The organism is Rheinheimera sp., from assembly GCF_036782235.1.
Lineage (GTDB): Bacteria > Pseudomonadota > Gammaproteobacteria > Enterobacterales > Alteromonadaceae > Pararheinheimera.
This window is the reverse complement of sequence record NZ_DAIPZL010000003.1, coordinates 301651-327994: the sequence shown is the minus strand read 5'-3', so window position 1 is coordinate 327994 and position 26344 is coordinate 301651. Positions and strand designations below refer to the sequence as shown.

Sequence of the window (26344 nt, the reverse complement as noted above, 5' to 3'; positions counted from 1 at the left end):
CGCGGGGTTTGTTATGCGTTTGAATTTATCCTTACCTTTGCCTGCGGGTCCGCAGGACATCAAACAACTGGGTAATTTGTGTGGGGCGGCCTTACCCCTGGTGCTGGCTGAACTATTGCAGCAGCAAAAAGGCGTGTATTTGTTGCTGGTACCCGATACGCCATCTGCCCTTCGGATAGAGCAGGAACTGGCGGTATTTTTAGCCGACAGCAGTCAGCTTTATACCTTCCCCGACTGGGAGACTCTGCCTTATGATGTGTTTTCTCCGCATCAGGATATTATTTCCCAGCGCCTGCGAACTCTGTATCAGCTGCCTGCTTTAAAACAAGGGCTGGTGATAGTGCCGGTCAGCACCCTGATGCTCAGGCTCTGTGAACAAAGCCATCTGCAGCAAAACAGTCTGGTGCTCAAACAAGGCCAGAACCTTGATTTAACGGCGTTAAAACGTCAGCTGGCGCAGGTGGGTTACCGGGCGGTGGATCAGGTGATGGAGCATGGTGAGTTTTCGGTGCGGGGCTCCTTACTTGACCTCTACCCTATGGGCAGCACTTTACCTTATCGTATTGATTTTCTTGACGATGAAATAGACGGTTTACGCACCTTCGACCCCGACAATCAAAGAACGGTCGACAAAGTCAGCCAGGTAGAGCTGTTACCGGCGCACGAATTCCCGCTGGATAAAACCGCAATTGAACGTTTCAGAAGCCGATACCGCGAGCTGTTTCCGGCGCGCAATGAAAAAGAGTCTTTATATCAGCAGGTGAGTCAGGGCCTGTTACCGGCCGGTATCGAATATTATCTGCCATTGTTTGCGCCTGAAACTGTGTCCTTGTTAAGTTATTTTCAGCCAGACACTGTCGTGTTGCAATTTGGTGACATTGAAGCCGCGGCGCAGCGCTTCTGGCAGGACGTAGAGCGACGTTATCAGGACAGGGCCATCGATTTATTGCGCCCTATTTTAAAACCTACCCAGTTATATTTTCCGGTTGAGGCGCTGTTTGCTGAACTGAAAACCAGGCCCAGGTTGCGCTTATCTGCGGCCACCTTGCCGGCCAAAGCCGGGGTCAGCAACCTCAAGGCAGAATTGCTGCCTGATTTAACAGTCAATCACCAGCTGGCAGAACCATTGGCTTTGCTGCGCAATTTTGTGCTGACGCAAAAACAACAACAAGGCCGCTGCCTGTTTTGGGTCGAATCTGAAGGCCGGCGCGAAAGTTTATTGCAGCTGCTGCAAAAAGCAGGCATTCGACTGCCGCAGGTGGCCGGTTTTTCTGATTTTCTCGAAAGTCACGAAGATGTGGCCATTGCCATTGGCGCGCTGGAGCAAGGGGTTTGGCTGAAAGATGGCGTGAATATAGCCATCATCAGCGAAAACGAGTTATTCGGCCAAAAAATCCGCCAGCGCAGAAGACGTAAACACAGCCAGCAAGTGTCCAGCGACACTATTATCCGTAACCTCGCCGAGCTCAACCCGGGCGGTCCTGTGGTGCATCTGCAGCATGGTGTTGGCCGTTATCAGGGGCTGCAGGTGCTGGAAGCGGCTGGTATCAGCGCCGAATTTGTCACCATTGAATATGCCGGCGGCAGCAAACTTTATGTGCCTGTGTCCAGTTTACATTTACTGAGCCGCTATTCTGGCGCCGATGCTGAACATGCGCCTTTACATAAGCTTGGTAATGATCAGTGGGAAAAAGCACGGCGTAAAGCGGCAGAAAAAATCCGCGATGTGGCGGCAGAACTTTTAGATGTGTATGCCATGCGGGCGTCACAAAAAGGCTATGCCTTTAAAATTAACGAAGAAAGTTACCAGAAATTTGCCGACGGTTTCCCCTTTGAAGAAACCGCCGATCAGCAGGATGCGATAGCCGCAGTACTGAAAGACATGCAAGAGCCGCAGGCGATGGACAGGTTAGTCTGTGGTGATGTGGGTTTTGGTAAAACCGAAGTGGCGATGCGCGCCGCTTTTGTTGCTGTTGACGACGGCCATCAGGTGGCCATTCTGGTCCCCACCACTTTGCTGGCACAACAACATTTTGAAAACTTCCGTGACCGTTTTGCCAACTGGCCAGTCAGGGTGGAAGTCTTGTCGCGTTTTATCAGCGCCAAAGAGCAAAAAGCCATTCTGGCCGATGTGGAAGCCGGCAAAGTGGACATTCTGATTGGTACCCACAAGCTGTTGCAGGACGATATTAAATTCCGTGAACTGGGGCTTTTGATTGTTGATGAAGAACATCGTTTTGGCGTACGCCAAAAAGAAAAAATCAAAGCGCTCAGGGCCAATATTGATATTCTGACCCTGACTGCCACCCCTATTCCACGCACCTTAAATATGTCGTTATCCGGCATGCGCGATTTATCTATTATTGCCACGCCGCCGGCCAAACGGCTGGCAGTGAAAACCTTTGTGCGCGAAAACGAACCAGGTCTTATCCGCGAGGCGGTGCTGCGGGAAATTATGCGTGGCGGCCAGGTGTATTATCTGCACAATGACGTGGCCAGTATTGAAAAAACCGCGGCCGATTTAGCGGAGTTATTGCCGGAAGCTTTGATAGGCATAGCCCACGGTCAGATGCCGGAGCGGGAGCTGGAACGTATTATGGCGGACTTTTACCATCAGCGTTTTAATCTGCTGTTGTGCTCCACCATTATTGAAACCGGCATAGACGTCCCCACAGCCAATACCATTATTATTCAGCGGGCAGATAACTTTGGCCTGGCACAGTTGCACCAGTTAAGGGGCCGGGTTGGTCGTTCACACCATCAGGCTTATGCTTATTTGTTAACACCACCGCCAAAAAGACTCACCCCGGATGCACAAAAACGGCTGGAAGCTATTTCCGCACTGGAAGATTTAGGCGCTGGTTTTGCGCTGGCCAGTCACGATCTGGAGATCCGCGGTGCCGGTGAGTTGTTGGGCGATGATCAAAGTGGCCAGATTGAATCCATTGGTTTTACCCTGTATATGGAAATGCTGGAAGAAGCAGTACAGGCACTGAAAGAAGGCCGTGAGCCGAGTCTGGATAGCATGCTGAGCAGTCAGGCAGAACTTGATCTGAAAATTCCTGCTTTACTGCCGGATAGTTATATTCCGGATGTCAGCTTAAGGTTATCATTCTACAAACGACTGGCCAGCAGCCGCGACCGCGACGAACTGGACGAAATTCAGGTCGAACTGATAGACCGTTTTGGGTTATTGCCGGACGCCGCAAAAAACCTGGTGACCATCACTGGCTTTAAACAGCAGGCACAGGCCCTAGGTATAAAACGGCTGGAAGTGAACCCGAAAGGCGGCAGCATTGAATTTGCCGAACGAACTCTGGTGCAGCCTGGTTATATTATCGGCCTTATCCAAAGTCAGTCGCGGATTTATAAGCTTGAAGGCGGCAATAAACTGAAATTCAGTATTGCCAGCAATAACAGTCAGGAACGACTGGAGCTGGTCAGGGCCATGCTTGCGGATATGCAGCATAAAGGCACTCAGGCAACAGGCCGTTAATGGCCAGAGCTTAAAATGACTACATAGGGTGCCGATACTCTGCAAATGCCGGCGCCAGGCCATCCAACAATCTGAAGTGGACATTAGATCAATGAAAAAACTTGTGCTTTTTAGCTTTGTGTTGCTGAGCGTCGTGCTGACAACACCTGCATCTAAAGCCCAGAGTATTGAAAGCTCATGGTTTGAAATTGAGCTGCTGGCTTTTAGCCGCAGTGATATCCAACCTTTATTGGAAAAGTTTCCGGCTCAAGTGACGCCTATCAGCACAGCTGGGGCGCTGGATTTATTAAGCCCTTTGTATCAGCCCGATTTAACCGCCTTGGCTACAGCTTTGCCTGGCTGCAGCGGCTCTGCATCTGGCTTTAAACGGGGTGTTGCACCTGCTGTAAAGCCAACCTTTACCACAGCGCCTGTTTTAAACAACGACCCTATGCTGCAGCTTGACCTTGCCGTGTTTGCCACACCAGTTTTTGTCGCTGAACAGGCACAACTTGCCGAATTCAGCTTTCGCCAGAGCCTCAGTGCTTTTGACTTTCATCCGGCTTTGTTGCCACAGCTTTGTCCACTGGCACCGCAGTCACATTATGCAACCACACTGAAACACCCGGATTATCAGCTGATGAGCGCGCCACTTTTGGCATCCCCACAAGCAGTGCCTTTAACGCCGGCTGGCAGTGAACAACATCAGAGCAGCGCTTATCTTGCGCCCGAAACAGCATTGGCGCTGACCGACCTTGCTTATCAGCTGAAACACCGCGCCGGTCATCAGCTGCTGCTGCACACTGTGTGGCGCCAGCAACTTGGCAGCAAACGTCAGTCGGTACCAAGCCGCTGGTTTGGCGGACGCAACTTTGCCCCGGCTTTTGATTATGCTGGCCGTGCCGCCACAGAGCAGCCCGATCTCAGCCAAAGCCCGGAGCTGCGTTTGCTTTCTGATATCAGCAGACTGGAGCAGCAACTGATTGCCGAGCCGAAACTGCCGCTCAGTGCCGACAGCAGAGTGCAGCAGGCCTCTGGCGCCGTCTGGCAACTGGATGGTTTAGTGCGGCTTTACAGTGAGCGGATGTTATTTGCTGAAACTGAATTTAACCTGCGCAAAATGTCGGCCGATGGCCAGAGGCTGCAAACTTTCTACAGTAAAGACCAAAGCCGGTTGCTGATTGGTAATATCCATTATCTGGATCATCCACATCTAGGACTGGTACTACAAATCCGTCGTTTTACGCCCCCTTCGGCTGGCGCTGCAAGTACGTCATTGATCAGCCGTTAAATTATCAAGCAAGGAGTTCTGATGAAAAAAATAATCACCGCCGCATTGCTGCTGAGCCTGGCAGCTTGCAGCAAATTATCGATGGACAACTACCAACAGTTAAAAACCGGTATGAGTTATAACGAAGTCACGGCCATTATTGGTGAGCCGGCCAGCTGTGAAGAAGCACTTGGCACCCGCACCTGCCTGTGGGGCGATGACAACAAACAGATTAAAGCAGCCTTTCTGGCCGAAAAAGCCATGTTATTTAGCCATAAAGGTCTGAACTAACAAGCTTAATTAGCACAAGCTGTTACATAACAAGCGTTGTAACAACCAGCCTTGTGCAAAATATGGGGGCCGTACCGGCTCCTTATCTATCAAAACCAGCAAATAATCAGGGTTGTGATGTATCAGCTGCGGGATTATCAGCAACAAACTGTACAGGCGGTGTTGCACTATTTTCGCGCCCATGCCGAGCCCGCAGTGGTGGTGCTGCCCACAGGAGCCGGCAAAAGTCTGGTGATTGCTGAGCTTGCGCGTATTGCCCGTGGCCGCGTGCTGGTACTGGCTCATGTCAAAGAGCTGGTTGAGCAAAATCATCAGAAATATCAGCAATATGGCCTGACCGCTAGTATCTACGCCGCGGGTTTGGGTCGTAAAGAAACCACCAGTCAGGTGGTGTTCGCTTCTATTCAGTCAGTGGCGCGTAATCTCAGCGATTTTTGCGCCAGTTTTAGCCTGCTGGTGATTGACGAATGTCACAGGGTCCCGGATGACGACAACAGCAGTTATCGCCAGGTGATCAACCACCTGCGTGAGCAAAACCCCGGTATTAAAATTCTTGGTTTAACAGCAACGCCCTACCGTCTGGGTCAGGGTTTTATTTATCAGTACCATAGCCGTGGTTTGGTGCGCACTGAAGAGCCGCGCTTTTTTAAGTTTTGCATTTTTGAGCTGCCATTGCGTTATTTGCTGGAGCAGCAGTATTTAACCCCGGCGACTGTGCTGGATGCCCCACTTCTGAGTTACGATTTTTCCGGTTTAAAACCAACAGCTGCAGGTTATTTTCGTGAAGAAGAACTAGCCGCTGTGATCAACAGCGCAAAAAGGGTTACACCACAAATTATTGAACAGGTGAAACATTACGCCAAAGATCGCAAAGGTGTGATGGTTTTTGCCGCCACCAGTCAGCATGCCCGTGAAGTGTTGTCCTATTTGCCTGCGGATCAGGCAGCGCTTATTTTAGCGTCCACACCAGCCAGTGAACGCCAGGCTATTATTCAGGCTTTTAAACAGCAACAGCTGAAATATCTGGTGAACGTAGCCGTATTGACCACAGGTTTTGACGCACCTCATGTTGATCTCATTGCCATTTTGCGCCCGACTGAATCAGTCAGCCTGTACCAGCAAATAGTTGGCCGTGGTTTAAGGTTATCACCGGGTAAAAGTGATTGTCTGGTACTGGATTACGCCGGCAATATGTACGACTTACATTTACCTGAGGTGGGCACTCCGCCACCTGTGTCTGGCGCCGAACTGGTGACTGTGCCCTGCCCGCTGTGCAATTTTGCCAACAGCTTCTGGGGCAAAACCGATGTGAATGGTCTGGTGCTGGAACATTATGGCCGCCGTTGTCAGGGTTTTGATCGCAGCGACTTACAGCATATTCAGCCTTGTGGGTATCGTTTTAAAGCCAAATTTTGCCCTGAATGTGGCTCCGATCAGGATATTGCCGCCAGGTTTTGTACCCAATGCCAGACGGTGCTGGTTGACCCGGATAAAAAACTGCAGGAAGCATTAAAGCTTAAAGATGCGCTGATCCTGTATCCTGTGGAAATGACATGCAGTGCCCAGCAGGACCACAAAGGACAAAGCAGATTAAAAGTCAGTTATGTTGATGCACAGGGGCAACAGCTGCATGAATTCTGGCCGCTGGCCAGCAAAGCACAGCGTCAGCGTTTTGGCCGTATCTTTGTGCCCCCGCATTTAACCGACCGCCACCGCCCTTTTGATACCAGCTCAGTCAAAGCCATTGTGGCGCAGCAGCACAGATTACAGCCGCCCTCAGCTGTGATAGCCCGTAAAGACGGTCGTTTCTGGCGACTCAGGGACAAATTATTTAATTTAAGCGCTACAACAAATGCCGACAGCTAAGCTTAGCCAGCCACCACGGAACAATAATCTGCATCGGACTGACAGCTGGTTGCAAAGTGTTGTTTTTAAAAATTAATCACCAAAGCATTGCTTTACAATGGCCAGCAGTTAAGCAAAAATGAAACTCCCTATCAGCAGTGAAGGAACACCGCATGTTGTCAGGTGATTGGTTTTTTGCCCAACAACCCAAGCCCGGCGTACCGCCGCAACCCGACAACAGGCTGCTATCTCGTTGCCTCATTTTTGCAGTTGGCGTAAAGCCGCGCTGCCAGAACAACAACTGAGCTTTGGATGTACATCTGTTATGCAAATTAAAGATATCAATAAAGATACTTACCGCAGTCACCTGAATGTGATTATTGTGGCGGCTATTGCGGTCTTTGCAGCGCTTGGCGTGGGACTGTCCAGTTTGTTGATCCACTATTTTGGCGGGCCACAAGGCGATAACTTTATCTGGAATTTGCTGGGGGTCAGCATTGGTGGATTTATTGCTGCCGCCTGCTTAAAAAAGTTAAAACATACCCCTTATTTTTATGAAGTGGCATACGTCTGGGATTTAAAACAAGAGCTGAATCTGATTAACCGCAAACTGACCCACCTGAAACAGGCCTGCAACAGCGGCAATGTCGATGCCATGATTATCATGTTGTACAACTACCATGGCTCCAGACAGTTGTGGCAGCTGGATGATAACGTCCTTAATTTGCAGGAACTGGAGCTGGAGCTGATTCAACTGGAAGATAAGATCCGACAGACCGGCCTGAAACTGGATCCTGGCCAATATCAGCGTAGTCTGCTGGATAAATTCTAGGGCGCTAAAAGTCATTTCAGGGACAAAAGTAAATTTCACACACTAAAGCTAACTCTCTGTTCCTAAATATAAAATATTTTTTTCATCAGGATATTTTTTTAATCATCCGGCTGTGAAAGCAAGAAAGAATAGACAATAATCAAACAACACTTTGTCTCTTTCCAATAACAACAAGCTGTTACAGGGTTCTGATATGACTGCGCAAAATGCTTTATTAACCATTCTCGTCGAAAAAATCCGCAACGATAGTTTAGTTTTACCCAGCCTTCCGGAAATTGCGTTAAAAATCCGCAAAATGGCAGATGATCCTAATGTAAATCTGAACCAGATGGCCGACATGATTTCGCATGATCCGGCTTTGTCAGCCCGCATTATGAAAGTGGCCAACAGTGCTTTTGTCGGTCGTGGTGTGCATGTCAATTCGCTGCATCAGGCCACCACCCGTATCGGTCTGCGTTATATCAAAAACGTGGTCACGGCCATGGCGATGGAACAGCTGTTTGTATCAAAAACGGCTTTTATCAAAAAACAAATGGACCTGGTTTGGACTGAAACCTTGGAGTTGACCGCTTTTGCCCTGACGGCCATGGCACAGCACAATGCCAATTTTAAAAACCCTGCGTTAAACTTTGATACCATGACACTGGCCGGTTTAGTCCACAATATCGGTGCTTTACCCATTTTGACTGAAGCGGAAAGACAGCTGGATATTTTTGGAGATGAAAACTTTATCAAAGGTGCTATCACCAATATTTCCGGAAAAATCGGCGCAACTATTTTGCGTACCTGGGGTTTCCCGAATGAACTAATTGAAGTGGCTGAACAGTGGGATATGCCAGCTTATCAGCCGGCTCACCCTTCTTATGTCGACTTTATTCGTATTGCCGCTATTAAACAAAATCGTTTCCATGGCGAAGGTGAAACAGCACAGCTGCTAAAACCTTTTGTCGATCTGGGTTTGATCCCTTCGACCGATTTTTACCGTTCACCTGATTTTGTGGCACGGCTGAACGAAATCAAAACATTATTTGCTTAACAAAAGTTTGCTTAACAAAACATCAGTGATAAAAAAACCGCCATTTGGCGGTTTTTTTGTTGGGATTAAAACAGCGCCTGATGCAACTCTTTCACCACAGTCGCCGCTTCTTTATCTTCAACCAGGAAACACAAATTATGCCGGCTGGCACCATGACAAATCAGCCGCATATTAATTTTTTCCAGCGCCTGAAATAACGAACCTGTGACACCACGGGTGCTATGCAAGTGATTACCTATCACCGCAATTAAACTCAAATCCTGCTCCACAGTGACCTCAGAAAAAGCTTTCAGCTCCGAGAGCGCCGGTTCAATCGAATGGCTAAAGGCACTGCCCGGTGCGTCATCCAGTGTTAAAGCCACACTTATTTCAGAGGTGGTGACCAAATCCACCGAGATCTGATGGCGGCTTAAAATATCAAACACCCGTGCCAGGAAACCGGCAGCATGCAGCATAGCCGGGCTTTTTACTGTAATTAAAGTCTGGGCTTTACGCAGTGCAATTGCACGGTAGGATGGTTTGGTATCGACCTGTTTGGAGATCCAGGTGCCGCCAGCTTCTGGCTCACGGCTTGAGCCAACAAAGACCGGAATATTTTGCCGCATCGCCGGGATCAGGGTCGCCGGATGTAATACCTTGGCACCAAAAGTTGCCATTTCGGCCGCTTCGTCAAAACTAATTTCCGGAATACAACGGGCGGCACTGGTGAGTCTGGGATCTGTGGTAAAAATACCCACCACATCAGTCCAGATCTGCACCACACGGGCACTTACTGCTTCACCTAAAATAGCGGCGCTGTAATCGGAACCACCACGGCCTAAAGTGGTGGTCTGGCCGCTGGCGTCAGCACCGATAAAACCCTGAGTGACAATCAGTTGTTGTTTTAACAGCGGTAACAGATATTGTGCTGTTAAGCTGGCAATGGCTTCAATTTGTGGTTCGGCTTTGCCAAAACGACTGTCGGTACGCATCACGCGGCGCACATCAAAACTACTGACTGCCGCCCCCCGCTCGGCCAGCACCTGCGCAAATAAAACTGAACTTAACCGCTCACCAAAAGATAACAATAAATCTTTTTCAGCGTCACTGAAATCACGCTCAAGCTGCAGCAGGGTTTTTAACTCAAGCAAAAGTTGTTCTATGGCTGCGCCAACCAGATGTTGTTGCTGCAACTGACGCAACACATTGTAAGTAATACGTTCTATGCCGCTGTAATGCTCAAGCCGAAGGGTTATGTCAGATGTTTTGGCGATGTCGACCAATAAATTGGTCACGCCTGAGCTGGCACTGACCACAATCAGCTTGATATTGGGATCGGCCAGAATAATGTCGGCACAACGCGACATGGCAGTAAAATCAGCCACACTGGTGCCACCAAATTTGGCAACGATAAAAGCATCAGGGTTCACAACAGGCGCAGCAGTTGCTGCAGTATTTTGCGGATTTAACAAGGTTTCTCTCCTTATAAAAAACATAAGCAGAGCATGGCATTTGCAGCATGAGCATCAGGCAGCGTACATAGCAAAAAGCTATGCTTTGCAGCCTGATAACAGACGAACAAAGGCCAGAAGCTCTCCACCGGGTTTCAGGTGACAGTCGCAGGGATTCAGCCCTTTTGACCGGACAAACTGTTGCTATGGCAGTTTATCCTCGGCGTTCATCCCCATTATTCAGGTTAAGGTTTATAGCTACCTAGCCTGAACTACCTGGTGAACGCTCCTCTTCTGGTCTATCGGATATGATTGACGCCGCCAAGATACTGTAGTTTTTTGCAAAAGGCAACAGACTTTTAGATGTCTATATTGGCACCATTGCCGCTAGCATGTATTAGCTTCTGTGCGCTCACCCAATAACAAACCGCACTAAGTAGTTGTATTTAAATACAGAGCAAAAAAAACGGAGCACCAGCTCCGTTTTTCCTGTGTTACCGTTAACTTGCGAACTGACCAAAAAAGTACACACCGCTGTAACCTAACGTATATGCAAACAGCAGATAGCCGGCCATTTTGAAGTAGCTGCCAAAGGTCAGTTCTTTAATTTTGCTCATCGCAATAATACCGGCGGCAGAGCCGATAATTAAAATGGAACCACCCACACCTGTGGCATAAGTTAACAACAGCCATTCCGCTGTGCTCATGCTCAGATCGGCTTTTAACAGCGCAGCTGTCAATGGCACGTTATCGATCAGTGACGACGAAATCCCCATCAGATAGTTAGCCTGCAGCGGCGGTAATACTTGGTACAGGTTAGTGAAGTTATTCAGGAATCCCACTTCTTTTAAAATACCAACGAGCAACAACACGCCTAAGAAAAATAACAGAGTTTCAAACTCCACTTCGCGCACATAATTCAAAATGCTTTGGGTGGCTTTTTTGCGCAATAAATACTGAGCACTTAAGAACATTATGCCAAGACCAAACAGGAAGGTCAGCACAGGCGGGATTTGGAACAGGATATTCAGCAGCAGCGTTGAGCCGATGGTGGCAGCAAAAATACCGGCGATAATGGCATCGGCTTTTTCGATAGGTTTGGTTGATTTTTCAATGGTGATTCGGTCTTTCATACCACGCGATAACAGAATTGCCAGCACTGCCACCGACAAAAACGCTGGCACAACCAGCAGTAACAAATGCGCGATAGTTACTTTGCCGGCCAGGAAAAACATCAAAGTTGTCACATCGCCGGTAATTAGCGACACACCGCCGCTGTTCACCGCAAAAATAATCAGGGTTGCGTATTTAATCCGTTTTTTCACGTCCATTTTTAAACTGGCAATCACCGCGATGGACACCAGGGTTGCCGTAACGTTGTCGGCAAAAGAAGAAAATACAAAAGCAAAAGCGGCGATAATAAACATCAGCCGGCGCTCAGATAATTGCGAAGGCAACATGCGTTGCACCATCTGCGAAATAAAACCTTTGCTATTGAGATAAGCGACAAAAGTCATAGTTGACATCAAAAACAACCACAAAGTGGCTATTTCTAACAGGTTATGGTTTAACTGCTCGCTAACTTCGGCACTTGTAGCACCATGCATTGGAAAAATAAATGCTAAAATCCAGCACAGAGTACCGAAAAAAAGTGTCGTTTTTGCCTTGTTTACGTGGATAATATCCTCTATAACGATGAGCACAAAAGCTAGGGCAACCATGCCCAGTATTACGGCTGTTAACATATATTTTCACCAGATTGTAGACAGTGGAAGTGACCAATTTGCGGGGCGGCATTCTAGCATCGTCAGTCAGTTATCACCATCCACAACTGGGCATACATTGGTCTATACCCCTTAATTTTTTAACAAAAAGTTACGAGTTCATGCTATCAGCAAAAAAAATCATTAAGTGCCTCGACGACCACTGGCCTGTTCTGGAAACATTGGCAAGTCGCAGTGCGCTTGGTAGTTTCAGTTTTCAGGATGTGCAGGCGCTGATCCAGCGCCACGCGCCAGCTTTGAGCAGCGAACAGGTGTTTCGTGAAGCCCAGAGGTTATTGCAGCAGGAAGTGCTGATCCCACTGGCCAAATCCAGTCAGCTCGAACTGAACCGAGCCGTGCTCGAATTTATTCAGTTCCTGACGCAGGAGCACCAGCTTGGCACTGTCGGTGATATTCAAAGCCGGATTGAAGATTTAGACCGCCTGCGTGGCAAACTCAAAGCCGCCGCCGACAATAAAGATGTCAGTGAAATGCGCCGTTTTATTCGTTTAATGGACGAAAGAGTGCGTGAAGTGGTAAAGCATTTTCGTAAAAACGAAAGTGCCATTTTGCATTTGGTCGAACAAGCCAAAGCTGACGAAAGCAAATTAAGTTTGGCCAAAAGATACAGCGCTGTGATGGAAGCTTTTGATGAATACATAGAGCCTGTGCTGCAGATGATTGATATCAATGGCCCTTTCCAGCACAGCATTGCTGCTTTGGAATTGCTGCTCAGCGACTTAATTATTCATATTGAACAAACCGGCTTTTTGCAGGGTGAAAAAGAACCTTTAGTACAGCTGCGCACCCGCTTGCTGGAAATGAACCAGCTGGGCCGTGAATCACTTATTCGCAGCACAGACGTGCTGATGCCACTGAGGGAAGAGCTGCGGAAAAACACCTTATTGTCACGTAACGCCAGCGCTTTATTGGCACTGTTGCGTAAAAAAGGCCTGGAGCCAACGCTTGAACAATTGGTGCCTAAATTCAGCTCTGATCATCAAAAATTCAGTCTGGGCTCGGCCAACCAAATCACCAGTTATATGGCCGAACTGGTGGATTATCAGGACGAGCTGTATCAGATGCCACAGCAGGTTGACCAGGCCGCACACCATAATATCCGTGTACCTGAGCTGGCTGATGTACTGAAATTTGCCCGCACGCAAAAAGCCAATACCGATTTATCACTCTGGCTTGCCAAAAGTTACCCACAGCTGCCGGTAGATGAAATGTTATTTTTGTATCAGGAGCTTAGCCGAGCCCCAAGCCTGAAACTGCAACATTTAGAGCAGTTAACCGAGCTTGAAGTCAATGGTTATCGCCTGACACTTCACCCTTTTGCCCCCACAGCACAGTCAGGAAATTAACTGATGCAGATTGAACTGGAACAACTAAGCCAGCTGGCTGACATTTATAAAAAACTCAGCACTGGTTTTCATATCAGCGAGCAGGATTTTGCCCTCTGGCAGGAGCTCGACAATAACGAAGACGCCTACAGCGCATTATTTACCGCCCTGGGTCATCAGCTCAAACGTGACAGCCGCGGTTTTTTCCATTTTGAAGTAGACGATGCCACCGTCAATATGGGCAAGATTTCCCGTTTATTTGCGCTGACCACTTATGCCCTGGTGGAGTTTTTTGCAGACAAAGGCCAGGACCCGCTGCGGGCGTTATTTGACGAAGAAATCAGCCATGAAATTCTCGCCAGCATTTTGCAGCAGCAATATCACCTGTTTGAGCAGCTGGAAGTGTATTCAGCCACTGACCTCAAACGGGAAGTGATGAACCGCATGGTACGTTACGGTTTTGCCAAAGCCCAGGGTGAACAATTTAAGTTGCTGTCCCCTATCTACCGTTACCTTGATGCCTTAATGGCGGTTGATCAGCTGACCGAAGAAACCAACACAGAGGATACCAACACAGAGGGCCAGGCCGATGTCTGAGTTATACGGCTTAACCAAGCTCGCTTTATTAAATACCGCAGGTTACGCCAAGTGTGTGATCCCGCTCGATGACGCAGCGTCAATCTGCGCGCCCAACAACACAGGGAAAAGCTCGGTCATTAACGCTTTGCAGTTTCCGCTCATTAACGATTTACGCTTAACCGAATGGGACGGCCACGATTTAGACGAAACCCGTAAATTTTATTTTGGCACCGACCAGAGTTACATTTTGCTGGAAGCCAACTTACCCAATGGTCCTGTGGTCATTGGTGTGGCGGGCCTTGGTAAAATTGCCGGTTATCAGTACCAGTATTTTTGCTACAACGGCAAGCTGAACCTTGATCATTATCTGGTCAACAACAGCATTGTGAAATACAACAAGCTGGATCATCATTTACGTGAGCTGGGTTTTGACCCTTTAGAGCTGAAACCTGCTGAGCTGAATGCCCTTTTAACCGGCGGCGCCACGCCTTATGACAGCAAAATTAACCTGCGGATGATCCCGCTGACCAATGTCAGCGATGCCCCTGTATACAAAGACATTTTCCGCCGTATTTTAAACCTGCACCGCTTAACAGCGCAGGACGTCAAACGTTTATTATTGCCGGTGTTTGCCCGCCATTTAAGCGACCCCAAAGTCGATTTTTACACTGTCTGGCACAATGCCTTTGAAAAAGTAAACCGCGACAGGCGCGAGCTGAAAGCTTTGGAAAACCAGCAACAGGCGGTGGAAGCGCTGGAAAACCTGCTGGAAAACCGCGCTGTACTCAAAGGCCGTTTAGGCGCTTATGCACCAAAACTGGACAAAGCTTTGGTGGAATTTCAGAGTTATTTAGAAGATCAACAAGGCGAACTGTCGAATAACCTCGAAGAGCTACACCGCGAAAAAAGCCAGCTGGAAGAAAAACAGCGTTTATACGTGGGCCAAATCAAAGAACTGTCCGGTCGTAAAATTGAGCTGCAACAATGGTTTAGTGAACACGACACCCTGGCACTGCGTTTTGGCCTGACCAATCTGGCAACCCTGCAATCCAACCTTGCCAATATCCGCCAGAGTTATGAGTCGTTAAGCCACAGCCTGCAAGGTGCAGCCAATTTAAACCCTACCACCTTGGCGCATCAACAGGCGCAAACCCAGAAGCAGCTGAAAAGCTTAAAGTTGCAGCTGAAAAACCTGGAATACAACCTGTATTCCAGGCTTCGCGAAGATTTATCCTTGCCTGAAGTGCAGCAACTGATTAAAGCGCTGAACCCGGATTTATTGTCGCTGTCGACCGCAACTGGCGGTGATGTACAAATCACGGATGACGATGCATTTGGCGAGCAATTAAGTGCCCTCGCCGATTGTTTCCGTCAGGGCAAATTGCATCTCAAAGGTGCTGTCATTGATTTAGCACATTTATCAGCCCCGGATATGACAGGGGTTGAAGGCAAAATTCAGCTCAAAGAGCAGATTGAAGCACTGCAACTGACCCTGGCCACGCTGGAGCAGCAGGAAGAAGTGGCTCAGGATTTAGCGGGCAAAACCCGCGAAAAAGAGCGTTTATACGCAGATATGCTGCAAGCTGAAGAAGATTTAAAACGTTTTGCCCGTTTTGAACAAATGCGCGAGCTGCGTGATCAGCAACAGGATTTAGTCGATGAGCTCGAGCGTGAAGAAGAAATTCTGCACGAGCAACTATCGGAAGTGCAGCATAAAGCCAGCAGCTTGTCGGACCGGCGTAATCTGGTGACCAATAAACAGGATCAGCTGAAACGTCAGCTTGAACGTATTGAGCACGAGAAAAAAGAACGCATTGATTTTCAGCTGGATTTTTACAGCGGCCGTATCACACCTTATCCAATTGAGATTAACCTCGAATACGACAATCTGGCCGACGAGCTGCGCTCTTACAATAAACATTGTCAGGAGCTGAAGCTTCTGGACATCAACATTAAAAATACCTATTTGTTTATTTTTAATGCCGGCATCAGCAAATTTGAAGCCGAAACTGATGAAGACGCCAAATATCAGAAGCTGATCCAGGCCTTTCACCATCTGGATAAAGAGCGTGAAGCTATTGAACGCCGTGCCAGAGTGGCGCTGACTGAAGTTGCGTCCACGCTTAAAGGTTTAAGATCAGATTTAGACCGCCTGCACCGTGAGCTCAATAGCTTTAACCGCGGCATCTGGCGTCATCAAATCTCTAATTTGCAGGATTTTAAAATTGAGATTGTCGACCGCAAACTGCTGGTCGGCCATATCGATACTATTCTGACCACCTCGGATGCCTATCAGCAAGGCGACACGCTCGACTTGTTAGCCCCAGGGGTCACCACTGATGAGCGCGAAATTAATGCGGCCAAAGATTATCTGATTCAGGCAGCCAGCGAAAAATCGGGCCTGACGTTGTCGGATTTATTTGATATCCGTTTTAAAGTGGTGAACCGCGCCGGTGAAGTGGAGTATTTTGACAAAATAGACTCAGCAGGCTCCAACGGTACCCGTATTACCATTAAGTTATTGTGTGGCATGTTGTTTATTCGTCAGTTATTGGCTGAACGGGAAAGGGGTAAATACCGTATTCCGATTTATATCGACGAAGCAGCCGACATTGACCCGCATAACCAACAGGCGCTCATTGAAACTGCACTGAATTTTGGTTTTGTGCCTATTTTTGCCTCGGTGAAACCACAAACCAGCTGCCGTTATATAGTGCCGATCCGCACTGTGAAAAACGGCGCACAAAACTGGGTGGATGAAAAGGACTGGATCCTCTGTGAACAAATTGGCAGTGCCGAGCCTTTGTTAACTGAAGACAAAGTGGATGACGAGGCTGAGCTGGCGGGCTAAGTCTCTGTTGCCTGTCTCATGCCGGGCGGGCAGCTTGTGGCAACAGCTGCTGTTCTGATGAAAAATCAGGCAGTTAAGTTGTTGCCGCTGAACTTTTGCTGGCAGTTTTACTCAGAGCCAACAAGTCGACGCAGGCGTTTTAACCCAAGCCAGCGGCTGTTGTTTTTTTATCCGGACAAGGAGTTTCGTCATTCGCGGACTGAGTTTTCACACTGTTTTTCTGCTGTTGATGCTGTTGTGGCTTGCTGTTACGCCGGCTCGGGCTGATGCTGCCAATCGGATTGAACTGATTGGTGTTACAGGCGAGCGTAAGGAAAATATTGAGCTTTACCTGTCATCTATCACTGAAGCTGAAATTAACAGCTCGTCCCGCTTTAAAAACCGGGTCAGCCGCGATATTAAAAAGGCGCTCAGAGGTTTAGGTTATTATCAAGTAGTTGTTGATTTTATTGATAAAAAAGACAACGACAATTACATCCTCACAGCCAAAATCACTGCCAATAAATATGTGTATATTCAAACCAATGATTTGCGGATTTATGGTGGTGCAGCCAAAGACACCCAGTTTTTGCAACTTCTGAAAAACGCCGCGCCAAAAAAAGGCGAGCGCATGCACCATGGTAAATACGAAAATTTCAAAAGTGAGCTGATGAGCCTGGCCAATCGCAAAGGTTTTTTTGATGCCAAATTTACCCGCACCGAACTTTATGTCAAACCAGGCGACAGGCGCGGCACAGTGCGGTTGTATTTTGACTCAGGCCAAAGATATAAATTTGGCGACATCAGTTTTCATGGTTCACAAATCAGGCAGGCCAGACTGAAATCCTTATTAAAATTCCGCAAAGGCGACCACTACTCTGCCCGCCTTTTGGGCGAGCTGAGTCAGTCCCTGGCCACCACCAACTGGTTTAGCAGCATCAACCTTGAAGCCGACGTCGACAACCGTAAAAACGGCGAATTGCCGCTTCGCATCGAACTAACACCAGCGCTGAAAAACAATGTGGAGACAGGTATCGGTTATGAAACTGACGTGGCAGGCCGGCTCAAAGCCAAATGGGAAAAACCCTGGCTTAATGACAGAGGCCATAGCCTGGGTGCCAACTTAGCTTTATCCAATCCGGAGCAACTGCTGGAAACCCGCTACAAAATGCCGCTGCGGGATGTCACTAACGACTATTACCAGTTTGTATTGGGCTACAAAAACCTCGATAAACTCGACACTGTCAGTCAGGAATTTAATCTGCTGGCCGAGCGCAACTGGCTTCTCAAAAGCGGCTGGAGTCGAAATCTGTCGATGCGCTGGTTGTATGAAGATTATTTACAAGGCACCCAGGAAGCCACCTCCAACCTGTTTATGCCGGGCATCAGTTTTAGCAAGGGAACCAACAGCGGGGGCAGTATGCCGCAACAGGCAAATTATTATCTGCTGGCAGCCGAAATTGCCGACCAAAGCTGGGGCTCGGACACCGACTTTATCCGCTTGCGCGGCAGAGCCGGCTGGATTGGTAGCTGGAGTGCTGATAAACGTTGGTTGCTGCGTCTGGACGCCGGCACCATATTGCAGGAAAGCATTGAGAGTATTCCATCGTCTTTACGTTTTTTTGCCGGTGGCGACAACAGCCTGCGTGGTTATCAATACCGCACTGTAGCGCCTCAGGATGCACAAGGCCTGTATATTGGCGGTTTGCATATGGCGGTGGCCAGTATGGAATATCAACACAGAGTCAAAGGCGACTGGTGGCTGGCGCTATTTACCGACTATGGCAGCGTCTGGAACCAAAACCCGGATTGGCAACGTGGTGTCGGCGCCGGTATTCGCTGGGCATCGCCAATAGGCCCGGTACGGCTTGATTTTGCTTTTGGCCTGGACGCCAAACCCGGTACCGACTTTCGTATTCACTTTACCCTTGGCCCCGAATTATGAAGCTCAGCTGGTATCTGCTTAAAAGATTTTTACTGAGCCTGCTGGCCATTCTGCTGATCTGCCTTGCGCTGATTGGCACCAACTTAAGTTTGCAACTGGGCGCTTTGATTGCACAGGGGTATTTGCCGACTTTGACGATTGGCAGTATCAATGGCGACTTATGGCGTGGTTTTACTTTATTGGATGTGCAATATCAGGACGAACAACAGCAAATCAGCGTAAAAAGTCTGCAAAGCAGGCTCGACTGGCGCTGCCTGAGCATTAATGCACTTTGTTTACATTATCTGAAGCTGGAAGGTGTAGCTGTCAGCATCAGTGAAACTCAGGAAAATGATAAAGCAAACAACGAAATCACGGTGCTCTCTGCCCCACTACCGATCCGGATTGACGAACTCTCTCTGCACAACGCCACTTTTGCACAGCCGCAATTTCGACTGCAATTGGGCGCGCTGCAAAGCAGCCTGCACTGGCAACAGGATCAGGTAACACTGGGCGATAGCCTGGTGCGTCAGTTCAGAATACAGCAGATGCTTAGCCCCCAAAACACCAGGCCAAAGCCCAAAGCCAAAACAACGGCCGCCATCACCCAGGGTTGGCAATTGCCACCTGTGCCGGCTTTGCCGGACCTTAGCAGCATAAAGCTGCCGCTGCAGCTTAGCATCAAAAGTCTGCTGCTTGATGACATTGAGTTACTGGACGCTGAGCACACCGAGCTGCAGCTAACCAAAGCGCAATTACAGGCCAATTTCAGCCACCAGCACTGGCAACTGGCTATTGCCGACTTCGACGCAAAAACGCCGTTACTCAAGTTTCGCAGTCAACTGGATCTCAAGCCGCAACAACAGCAGTCTATTGACCTACAGCTTGAGATCACAACGCAGCCCTGGCTCGCTGAACAACAGCTGCAACTCAGTCTGCAAGGGCCGCTTGATTCTATTGCGCTCAATGCAAAGCTGCTGGGCGCGCAGCAGGCAACCCTCGCCGGCACTTTGGATCTAACCAAGCCACAGCCTGAATTTGTACTTAACCTGAGCTCCGATGCATTGCAATATAAAATGCCTGCCGAAGACGAACCTAAAGCTGATGCAGATACAACAGAGCCAAAAACATACCGCCTTGGCAATCTGCAACTGCAACTCAAGGGCTCCACTGCCATTTTTGATTTTGTCGGCAACAGTCAGTTGCAGTTGCCGGATTTACCCACAGCTCAACTGAAGTTAGCCGCCCGTTATCAGGCAAAACCTGCAACCTTGCAGATCCAACAACTGGATTTGCAAACCCTGGGCGGCGATCTGCAGGCATCTGCGACTGTAGATTTAACCGCACAACAAATTCAAAGTAACCTAGTGCTAAAACAACTGAAGCCTGGTTTATTCTGGGCTGATTATCCAGGCAGCCTGTCGGGCGAACTCAGCCTTGATGCCGATGTTAAACCCGCGACAATCAAACTCGCCTTGCCGGTGATTAAACTGCAGGGGCAGTTACGTGAACTGCCCCTGCAACTGCAAGGCAGCTTAACACTTGAACAACAAAACGAATTCTGGGCATTGCAAAGCCCGGGGCTGGCACTCAGTCATGGTCCAAACCAGCTGTCGGCCAAAGGCCTGCTGACAGACCTTTGGGATGCAGAAGTTGTGCTCCAGGTGTCGGACCTGTCACAAAGTGTGGCGCAAAGTGAAGGTCGGTTAACTGGTTTAATTAAACTGACAGGCGCCGCCAAAAATCCAAGCCTGGAACTGGATCTGCACGCTGAGCAGCTGAATTATCAGGACGATTATGCACTGGCCAGTTTTGCGCTACGAGGCACCTTGGCAGCTTTAGGTCAGCAGCACTCTTCGTTATCTTTGACCGCCAAAGAAGGTCAGGCACCGGGTATTCAACTGCAACAACTGGACTGGCAACTGACAGGCACAGCGCAACAACATCAGAGTCATCTGCAACTGGATAGTCATCAGCTGCAGGCGGCAATAGCTATGGAAGGCAGCCTCGACACTCAGAATTGGCAGGTTAACTGGCAGGAAGCCAGATTTAAATCTGATATGGGCGACTGGCAGCTGCAGCAGAGCCTGCAAACAAGCTGGCAGCGGCAACAACAGACACTGACCTTCAGCCCGTCCTGTTGGCAGGACAAAGCCGCAACAATTTGCCTGAAGGCGGATAAAACACTGTCGGCCACAACAGGCGCTATTAGCGCGGAACTGACACAACTTGATTTGGCGGCGCTCAGTCCCCTGCTTGAGCAGCATCAAAGCTTAAGTGGCCGGGTGGATGGCGCCTTTTCTTTAGGCTGGCAACCGAAACAGCTGCCAAGCTTCAATCTGAAGCTGCAAGGCGGCGCCGGCCTGCTGAATTATCAGAGTTCCAGCTTGTTGGAAGTGCCATGGCAACAGCTCAGCCTAAACGCAAGCTTACAAAATAACGAACTGCAATCTGAGTTTAAGCTGATTTTTTCAGAGAAAAGTGATGCCAGGCTAGCGCTGAAGCTGCAACAGCTCGATAGTGCCGATAAAACCATCGATGCCAGATTTCAGCTTAAAGCGATGGATTTAGCCTTTTTAAGGCCTTTGCTCAACGACTACAGCCAGTTTCAGGCTGAGCTGAACGGCGATATCAGCGCCACTGGTGCTCTAGATCATCCACAGCTACGCGGCACTCTGGCCCTCGAGAAGCTAATATTAACCGGCCGTCAGGCTCCAATGGATATTCAGCAAGCAACACTTCAACTGACGCTGGATGGCTTTTCGGGTAATCTGGCCGGAGAGCTGGTGACCCCTTCAGGTCAGCTCAATATGACAGGTCAGGCAGACTGGCAACAAACTGCGCTCTGGTACGCCAAACTGGCACTCAAAGGTGAACAAGTTAGTGTGCATTTGCCCAACACTACACTCACCTTGTCGCCGGATTTACAATTTAACGCCGATGCCAAGGGCGGCCGTTTAACAGGTTTAGTGGATATTCCGCAGGGCAAAATTGAAGTTGATGACCTGCCACAAGAGGCCACCCGGGTATCAGATGATGAAATTTTAATTAATACTCAGGAGCTGGATAATTTGGCGACCGAACAATGGCGACTGAGTTCGGATGTCAAAGTGCTGCTGGGCGACAATGTCCGACTGGCCGCTTTTGGCTTAAAAACCCGGCTGGAAGGTGAATTAAGAGTACGGCAAAATGGCAAACAACCGACTGTACATGGCCAGGTCAACCTGCAAAACGGTACTTTCCGTGCTTATGGCCAGGATTTGCAATTACGCAAAGGCCGGCTGAATTTTAACGGCCCTGCCGATGAACCACTAATGGCCATAGAAGCTATCCGCAATCCGGAAAAAACCGAAGATGGTGTCATTGCCGGCTTAAGAGTCAATGGCTTAGCCGACAGTCCTGTGGTGGAAGTATTCTCCACGCCGGCCAAACCCCAGGCCAATGCGTTGGCTTATTTGCTGATGGGACGGGATTTAAACAGCAATAGCTCAGATAAAAGTATGACCACCAGCCTGATTGGGATTGGGATTGCCAGCAGCGGTAAATTGGTAGGGCAGTTAGGCGAGGTGTTTGGTTTAAAAGAGCTCAGCCTTGACACCGCCGGCAGCGGCACCGACTCCAAAGTGACGGTCAGTGGTTATTTGTCCCCTAAATTGCAGGTGAAATATGGGGTGGGTATTTTTACTCCCTTTGGTGAATTTACCCTGCGCTACCGTCTGATGAAAAAACTGTATTTAGAGGCGGTTAAAAGCGTCAACACCTCAGTAGATTTATTATATAAAGTGGAGTTTGATTAAAAAATCACCTCAAAACAGCGCCTTATAAAAGTCCATCCAGCCGCTACTACAAAAAAGACCAGTTTTAGCTGATCTTTTTATCATTATTTTTTGATTAGCGCCTGCAGTTAAAGCGGTTTCTTTAACAACAAATGCTGATAACGCCCTAACGACGCATAAGGTTCGGTGCGGTTGTATCTGAGCTCCACTTCCAGCAATTTATCAAACTCAGTCTCCTGCTCTGAACGGTCCCGTAAATAATCGTGGAAACAACGCACCCCGGTTTTACTTAATAATTCAAAACCCTGTACCTGACACCAGCGATGTACATCCAGAGGATTCAGTGGATGCTGCGGGCTTAAACTGACTTTTTTCTTATAGGCCAAATCGCGTAGCACATAATTAAAGTTGCCATACACAATATTGGAAAACCTTTTGGCGTCCAGGTTGTAAAACATCAGTGATAAGGTGCCGCCTGGCTCCAGCAGCTGCCACAGCTGCGCTATGGCAAGTTCAGGCTCAGCCAGCCACTCCAGTACGGCATGACAGAGCACCACCGGATATTGCTTGCCCAGTGTTGCCAACTCAGCAAGGCCGGTGTTTAAAATACTGATGTGCTCAGACAGCCCCTGGTTTTTGGCGTTTTCTGCGGCCATCGCCAGCATTTCGGCCGACAAATCCGTGAGCAGCAGCTGATGGCCCAATGACGCCAGCCACAATGCCAGCTGGCCTTGACCAGCGCCTACATCCAGCACCCGGCTTGGCTGTTTTAATGCCTCACATTCTGATAAATCCCGCTGCAATACCAACTGCCTTAACCGGCCTTTTGTTGTCTGATAAATATTCTGCTGAAATTTCGCCGCGATACTGTCAAAATTGCGGTCCGATTTTTTCTTTGCCATGGTGTTATGGAATTTCCCGTTAAAATTCTGGCCTCGCCAGCCGTGATTCTGTTGTTGTTGGCACTGCTGCTGGTTATGTTACATCAATTGCGCCCCGGCGCCGCCAAAGCAGGCAGCCTTTTGTTGTTTTTGCTGATTTGGGGCGCCACCACTAAACCCCTGGTAGACCAATTGGCCGCGCCGCTCGAGCTGCAATATCCGGCTTATGACAAAACAGCTCATCCACAGCCACTGCAGCATATATGGGTGCTGGGCTGTAATCATCAGGACAGCCACTTTTTACCCCTGACCAGTCAGCTGGAACCCTGCTCACTGGCCAGAGTCAGTGAAGGGATCAGGCTTTGGCACCAACAGCCAACAGCCCTGCTGCATTTTAGCGGCCGTATTGACGACAGGCTGACTGAGCACAGCGAAGTGGCACGTCGTTATGCCATCGCTATGGGGGTTGCACCTGACCACATTCGTTTGCATCAACAGCCGCAAAACACCCGCGAAGAAATTCAAAGTCTGCTGGCTGCGACCGGCCAGGACCATGTTGCGCTGGTCACCTCGGCCATGCATATGCCAAGAACCATGCGCTGGGTGGCTTTTTATCAGCAAATGCAGGCCAAACGCGGCCAGATCATAGCGGCACCGACCGACTTTAGCGTCCGGCGTTTACATCATGAGCTTAAACCCAGCCATTTTATTCCCACTGTAACCGCCATCAGTGCTTTGGGTTATGTGCATTACGAATATCTGGGGCTGGTGCTGCAACAATGGCAAATGTCAGCCAACACAACAAGTGCACAGAACACCGAGGCATCAAGCGGGGTGCCCGATTTAGCACAGCCGGAATAACAACAGCCTGCAGTGACCGCCCCCCGGGTTAAGCGAACCTTCCCCCAGCCTACAGCAGCAGGCTCAGGCCGGATTCGGCAGATCAATAAACTCAACTTCAATGCCGGTTTGCTCTGCAAGCCACTGCCCCAGTGCCTGGATACCATAACGTTCAGTGGCATGATGGCCAGCGGCAATAAAATGGATGCCAAGCTCGTCGGCACTATGAATGGTCTGCTCTGACACTTCGCCACTAAAAAATAAATCGGCGCCAGCTTGTGCCGCAATGTCGATATAACCCTGACCACCGCCACTACACCAGGCGATAGTTTGAATGGTGGCAGGCCCGGCAGCATGTAACAGTGGCTGACGCTCTAACAAGGCCTCAAGGACAAAAGCCCAGTCTTGGGCATTGCGGCTGAGCGAAGAAGATGGCACATCGCCCAGCATCACCACCCCCAAAGGCTCAACGCAAGTTAATGGCCGCAGGTTTTCCAGTTGCAGCAGCTGACCAAGCCGGGCGTTATTGCCAAGCTCAGGCTGAACATCCAAAGGCAAATGGTAAGCGAGCAGATTGATATCGTGCTGCAGCAAGGTTTGCAGCCGGCGTTTTTTCATGCCGGTCACCGCATAATCTTCACCTTTCCAGAAATAACCATGGTGCACCAAAATAGCGTCGGCACCAGCAGCTACCGCAGCATCCAGTAGTTTTTGTGACGCCGTCACCCCAGTCACCACCTTTTGGATCTGGCTTTTGCCTTCCACCTGTAAACCATTGGGGCAATAGTCTTTGATACGGCTGGCAGTCAGTTTTTCTTCCAGCAGTTGCTGTAATTGTTGCCGGCTGATGCTCTTTGTTGGCTGCGTCATTGTTGTTCTGCTCCGGATAATTGTTCAAGTGCGGCCAGTTTGGTTTTGGCTTCGATCCACTGGCCCATAAACTTGGTACTGCGAAATTGATGTTGTCTGAGCATGGCGCCGATAAAATGTTGTGCCCTGTGCCGGCTCAGATTTGTTCTGGCTTGTTCCAGTTGTTGCCAGACGCCGGGCTGCAGCGCTTCAAAAGCAAACTTTTGCTGCAAAATCGCAAAACCTTGTTGCTGTGATGCCCGCCACAAGGCTTCATCCTGGTAAAGCCGTACTGCCGCCTGGGCAATACTGTGGTTATCCTCAGCCACCAAGCCGGCAAACGCCCCCTCTAAACACATGCCTTCAGCCCCAACGGCCGTGGTGACACTGGGGGTGCCATTTTGCATCGCATCAATCAACTTGCCTTTAAGGCCTGCGCCAAAAGGTAAAGGAGCAAGACAAACTCTGGCCTGACGCAACACCTGGTGCGCATCATCAGCCCAGCCTTTGATCAAAAAACCTTGTTTGTTGTTGTGAAGTGCGGTGGCTTTGGGCGGCGGATAAGCACCATAAATATGCAGCTCAATACCAGGTAGCTGGGCTCTGATCAAAGGCCAGATTTGCTGCAGCCACAACACCGCCTGCCAGTTCGGTTCATGACGAAAATTGCCAATAAACACAAAGTGTTTTCGCTCATCAAACTCCGGCAAAGCCAAAGGCAGCTGCAGTGTTAATAAAAAGGGGCAATATAACAACTGACTGGCGGGCACCTGAAATTGTTGCTGCAATAATGCCATTTCATATTCAGAAATAGTCAGTGTCAGATCTGAGCGCAAAATGGCCGCAATTTCCCGCATCGCAAGCTCCGAGTGCAGATCTACGGGCTCTAGCTGACGTTGTTCTTTAAAGGCCTGCTGCCGGGCGGCCCGTAAAAAATGCAAATCTTCACTGTCAAGCAGCCGTAAGGCGTTGGGACAAGCGGCTTCGACCCGCCAGCCAAACTGCTCTTCCAGCATAAAACGGTCAAACAGCACCGCATCCGGCTGTAGTTCTGCTATCCAGCGGTCGAAGCTGCTGCAGTTGAGGCTGATCGTCACTTCGCTGATACCAAGGGCTGTCAGATCAGCGCGGTGCGGCCCGCGCTCAGCAGCACTGGCAAAAATCACCTGCCAGCCCTGACTGCGATACAGCTCAAGTAAACTTAACATCCGCCAGCCGGCGGCAGATGAAGCAGGCTCCGGCCAGACGTACCCCAATACCACTAATAACGCCATCCTAACCTCCAGAAAAACGGTCGTTATTGTAACCCTGATCCGGTAAGGCACCAAACCTTGTCTGTCAGGCTTGCTGCGCGCCACTTTATTAGTGGTATGATGA

Annotated in this window: 17 protein-coding genes and 1 riboswitch; of the genes, 12 read left to right on the top strand and 5 right to left on the bottom strand. The window is 49.2% G+C overall.

What is annotated here, in order from left to right; all coding sequences use genetic code 11:
* The first annotated feature begins 13 nt into the window (after positions 1–13).
* The 6 genes from mfd (at position 14) to V7P87_RS05480 (ending at position 8749) form a co-directional block, all read left to right on the top strand.
* Positions 14–3496 (top strand): transcription-repair coupling factor, encoded by a 3483-nt coding sequence (gene mfd, locus V7P87_RS05505; protein ID WP_333796531.1) that lies wholly within the window; start codon positions 14–16, stop codon positions 3494–3496.
* A 91-nt stretch (positions 3497–3587) separates the two neighbouring features.
* Positions 3588–4766, top strand: coding sequence for a CsiV family protein (locus V7P87_RS05500; protein ID WP_333796530.1), 1179 nt, complete (start codon positions 3588–3590; stop codon positions 4764–4766).
* A gap of 21 nt (positions 4767–4787) precedes the next feature.
* On the top strand, positions 4788–5036 hold the full coding sequence (locus V7P87_RS05495) for a DUF3862 domain-containing protein (protein WP_333796529.1): 249 nt from the start codon (positions 4788–4790) through the stop codon (positions 5034–5036).
* 117 nt (positions 5037–5153) lie between these two features.
* Positions 5154–6902 (top strand): DEAD/DEAH box helicase, encoded by a 1749-nt coding sequence (locus V7P87_RS05490; protein WP_333796528.1) that lies wholly within the window; start codon positions 5154–5156, stop codon positions 6900–6902.
* 304 nt (positions 6903–7206) lie between these two features.
* Complete coding sequence (locus V7P87_RS05485; protein ID WP_333796527.1) at positions 7207–7713, top strand: DUF3087 family protein; 507 nt, start codon at positions 7207–7209, stop codon at positions 7711–7713.
* 193 nt (positions 7714–7906) lie between these two features.
* Complete coding sequence (locus V7P87_RS05480) at positions 7907–8749, top strand: HDOD domain-containing protein (protein WP_333796526.1); 843 nt, start codon at positions 7907–7909, stop codon at positions 8747–8749.
* Positions 8750–8814: 65 nt separating this feature from the next.
* On the opposite strand, the gene lysC is transcribed toward V7P87_RS05480, so the two are convergent.
* On the bottom strand, positions 8815–10200 hold the full coding sequence (gene lysC, locus V7P87_RS05475; protein WP_333796525.1) for a lysine-sensitive aspartokinase 3: 1386 nt from the start codon (positions 10198–10200) through the stop codon (positions 8815–8817).
* Between the two features lie 109 nt (positions 10201–10309).
* A riboswitch (Lysine riboswitch) is annotated at positions 10310–10481 on the bottom strand.
* A gap of 198 nt (positions 10482–10679) precedes the next feature.
* Positions 10680–11900 (bottom strand): sodium:proton antiporter NhaD, encoded by a 1221-nt coding sequence (gene nhaD / locus V7P87_RS05470; protein WP_333796580.1) that lies wholly within the window; start codon positions 11898–11900, stop codon positions 10680–10682.
* A gap of 224 nt (positions 11901–12124) precedes the next feature.
* On the opposite strand from nhaD, the gene V7P87_RS05465 reads away from it, so the two are divergent.
* The 5 genes from V7P87_RS05465 to tamB all read left to right on the top strand — a co-directional run bounded on the left by V7P87_RS05465 (position 12125) and on the right by tamB (position 22418).
* Positions 12125–13309, top strand: coding sequence for a hypothetical protein (locus V7P87_RS05465; RefSeq protein WP_333796524.1), 1185 nt, complete (start codon positions 12125–12127; stop codon positions 13307–13309).
* 3 nt (positions 13310–13312) lie between these two features.
* Positions 13313–13885, top strand: a complete 573-nt coding sequence (locus V7P87_RS05460) for a condensin complex protein MksE (protein WP_333796523.1) — start codon at positions 13313–13315, stop codon at positions 13883–13885.
* Positions 13878–16718: an ATPase gene (locus V7P87_RS05455; RefSeq protein ID WP_333796522.1), complete on the top strand. Its 2841-nt coding sequence runs from the start codon at positions 13878–13880 to the stop codon at positions 16716–16718. The genes V7P87_RS05460 and V7P87_RS05455 overlap by 8 nt, the downstream gene beginning before the upstream one ends.
* A 229-nt stretch (positions 16719–16947) precedes the next feature.
* Entirely contained in the window at positions 16948–18642 is a 1695-nt protein-coding gene (tamA, locus tag V7P87_RS05450; RefSeq protein WP_333796521.1) for an autotransporter assembly complex protein TamA, read from the top strand.
* Positions 18639–22418 carry an autotransporter assembly complex protein TamB gene (gene tamB, locus V7P87_RS05445; protein WP_333796520.1) on the top strand — a complete coding sequence of 1260 codons (3780 nt, stop codon included), beginning with the start codon at positions 18639–18641 and terminating at the stop codon, positions 22416–22418. The genes tamA and tamB overlap by 4 nt, the downstream gene beginning before the upstream one ends.
* Before the next feature lie 107 nt (positions 22419–22525).
* Here tamB and V7P87_RS05440 read toward each other — a convergent pair whose 3' ends face one another.
* Positions 22526–23299: a methyltransferase domain-containing protein gene (locus V7P87_RS05440; protein WP_333796519.1), complete on the bottom strand. Its 774-nt coding sequence runs from the start codon at positions 23297–23299 to the stop codon at positions 22526–22528.
* Positions 23300–23305: 6 nt separating this feature from the next.
* Between V7P87_RS05440 and V7P87_RS05435 the strand changes: the two genes are divergently transcribed.
* Positions 23306–24139 (top strand): YdcF family protein, encoded by an 834-nt coding sequence (locus V7P87_RS05435; RefSeq protein WP_333796518.1) that lies wholly within the window; start codon positions 23306–23308, stop codon positions 24137–24139.
* A gap of 63 nt (positions 24140–24202) precedes the next feature.
* Here the strand turns inward: V7P87_RS05435 and V7P87_RS05430 are convergent, their stop codons facing one another.
* A complete protein-coding gene (locus V7P87_RS05430) occupies positions 24203–24988 on the bottom strand; it encodes a Nif3-like dinuclear metal center hexameric protein (protein ID WP_442967934.1) in 786 nt (261 codons plus the stop codon).
* Positions 24985–26241 carry a glycosyltransferase gene (locus V7P87_RS05425; RefSeq protein WP_333796517.1) on the bottom strand — a complete coding sequence of 419 codons (1257 nt, stop codon included), beginning with the start codon at positions 26239–26241 and terminating at the stop codon, positions 24985–24987. The genes V7P87_RS05430 and V7P87_RS05425 overlap by 4 nt, the downstream gene beginning before the upstream one ends.
* Positions 26242–26344 lie beyond the last annotated feature (103 nt).

Excerpts from the sequence above, each read along its gene's own strand:
- tamB (WP_333796520.1), top strand. The coding sequence starts at position 18,639 with ATGAAGCTCAGCTGGTATCTGCTTAAAAGATTTTTACTGAGCCTGCTG.
- mfd (WP_333796531.1), top strand. The coding sequence starts at position 14 with ATGCGTTTGAATTTATCCTTACCTTTGCCTGCGGGTCCGCAGGACATC.
- V7P87_RS05440 (WP_333796519.1), bottom strand. The coding sequence starts at position 23,299 with ATGGCAAAGAAAAAATCGGACCGCAATTTTGACAGTATCGCGGCGAAA.
- V7P87_RS05435 (WP_333796518.1), top strand. The coding sequence starts at position 23,306 with ATGGAATTTCCCGTTAAAATTCTGGCCTCGCCAGCCGTGATTCTGTTG.
- tamA (WP_333796521.1), top strand. The coding sequence starts at position 16,948 with ATGCTGTTGTGGCTTGCTGTTACGCCGGCTCGGGCTGATGCTGCCAAT.
- V7P87_RS05425 (WP_333796517.1), bottom strand. The coding sequence starts at position 26,241 with ATGGCGTTATTAGTGGTATTGGGGTACGTCTGGCCGGAGCCTGCTTCA.
- V7P87_RS05480 (WP_333796526.1), top strand. The coding sequence starts at position 7,907 with ATGACTGCGCAAAATGCTTTATTAACCATTCTCGTCGAAAAAATCCGC.
- V7P87_RS05460 (WP_333796523.1), top strand. The coding sequence starts at position 13,313 with ATGCAGATTGAACTGGAACAACTAAGCCAGCTGGCTGACATTTATAAA.
- V7P87_RS05500 (WP_333796530.1), top strand. The coding sequence starts at position 3,588 with ATGAAAAAACTTGTGCTTTTTAGCTTTGTGTTGCTGAGCGTCGTGCTG.
- V7P87_RS05455 (WP_333796522.1), top strand. The coding sequence starts at position 13,878 with ATGTCTGAGTTATACGGCTTAACCAAGCTCGCTTTATTAAATACCGCA.
- V7P87_RS05430 (WP_442967934.1), bottom strand. The coding sequence starts at position 24,988 with ATGACGCAGCCAACAAAGAGCATCAGCCGGCAACAATTACAGCAACTG.
- nhaD (WP_333796580.1), bottom strand. The coding sequence starts at position 11,900 with ATGGTTGCCCTAGCTTTTGTGCTCATCGTTATAGAGGATATTATCCAC.
- V7P87_RS05485 (WP_333796527.1), top strand. The coding sequence starts at position 7,207 with ATGCAAATTAAAGATATCAATAAAGATACTTACCGCAGTCACCTGAAT.
- V7P87_RS05495 (WP_333796529.1), top strand. The coding sequence starts at position 4,788 with ATGAAAAAAATAATCACCGCCGCATTGCTGCTGAGCCTGGCAGCTTGC.
- V7P87_RS05490 (WP_333796528.1), top strand. The coding sequence starts at position 5,154 with ATGTATCAGCTGCGGGATTATCAGCAACAAACTGTACAGGCGGTGTTG.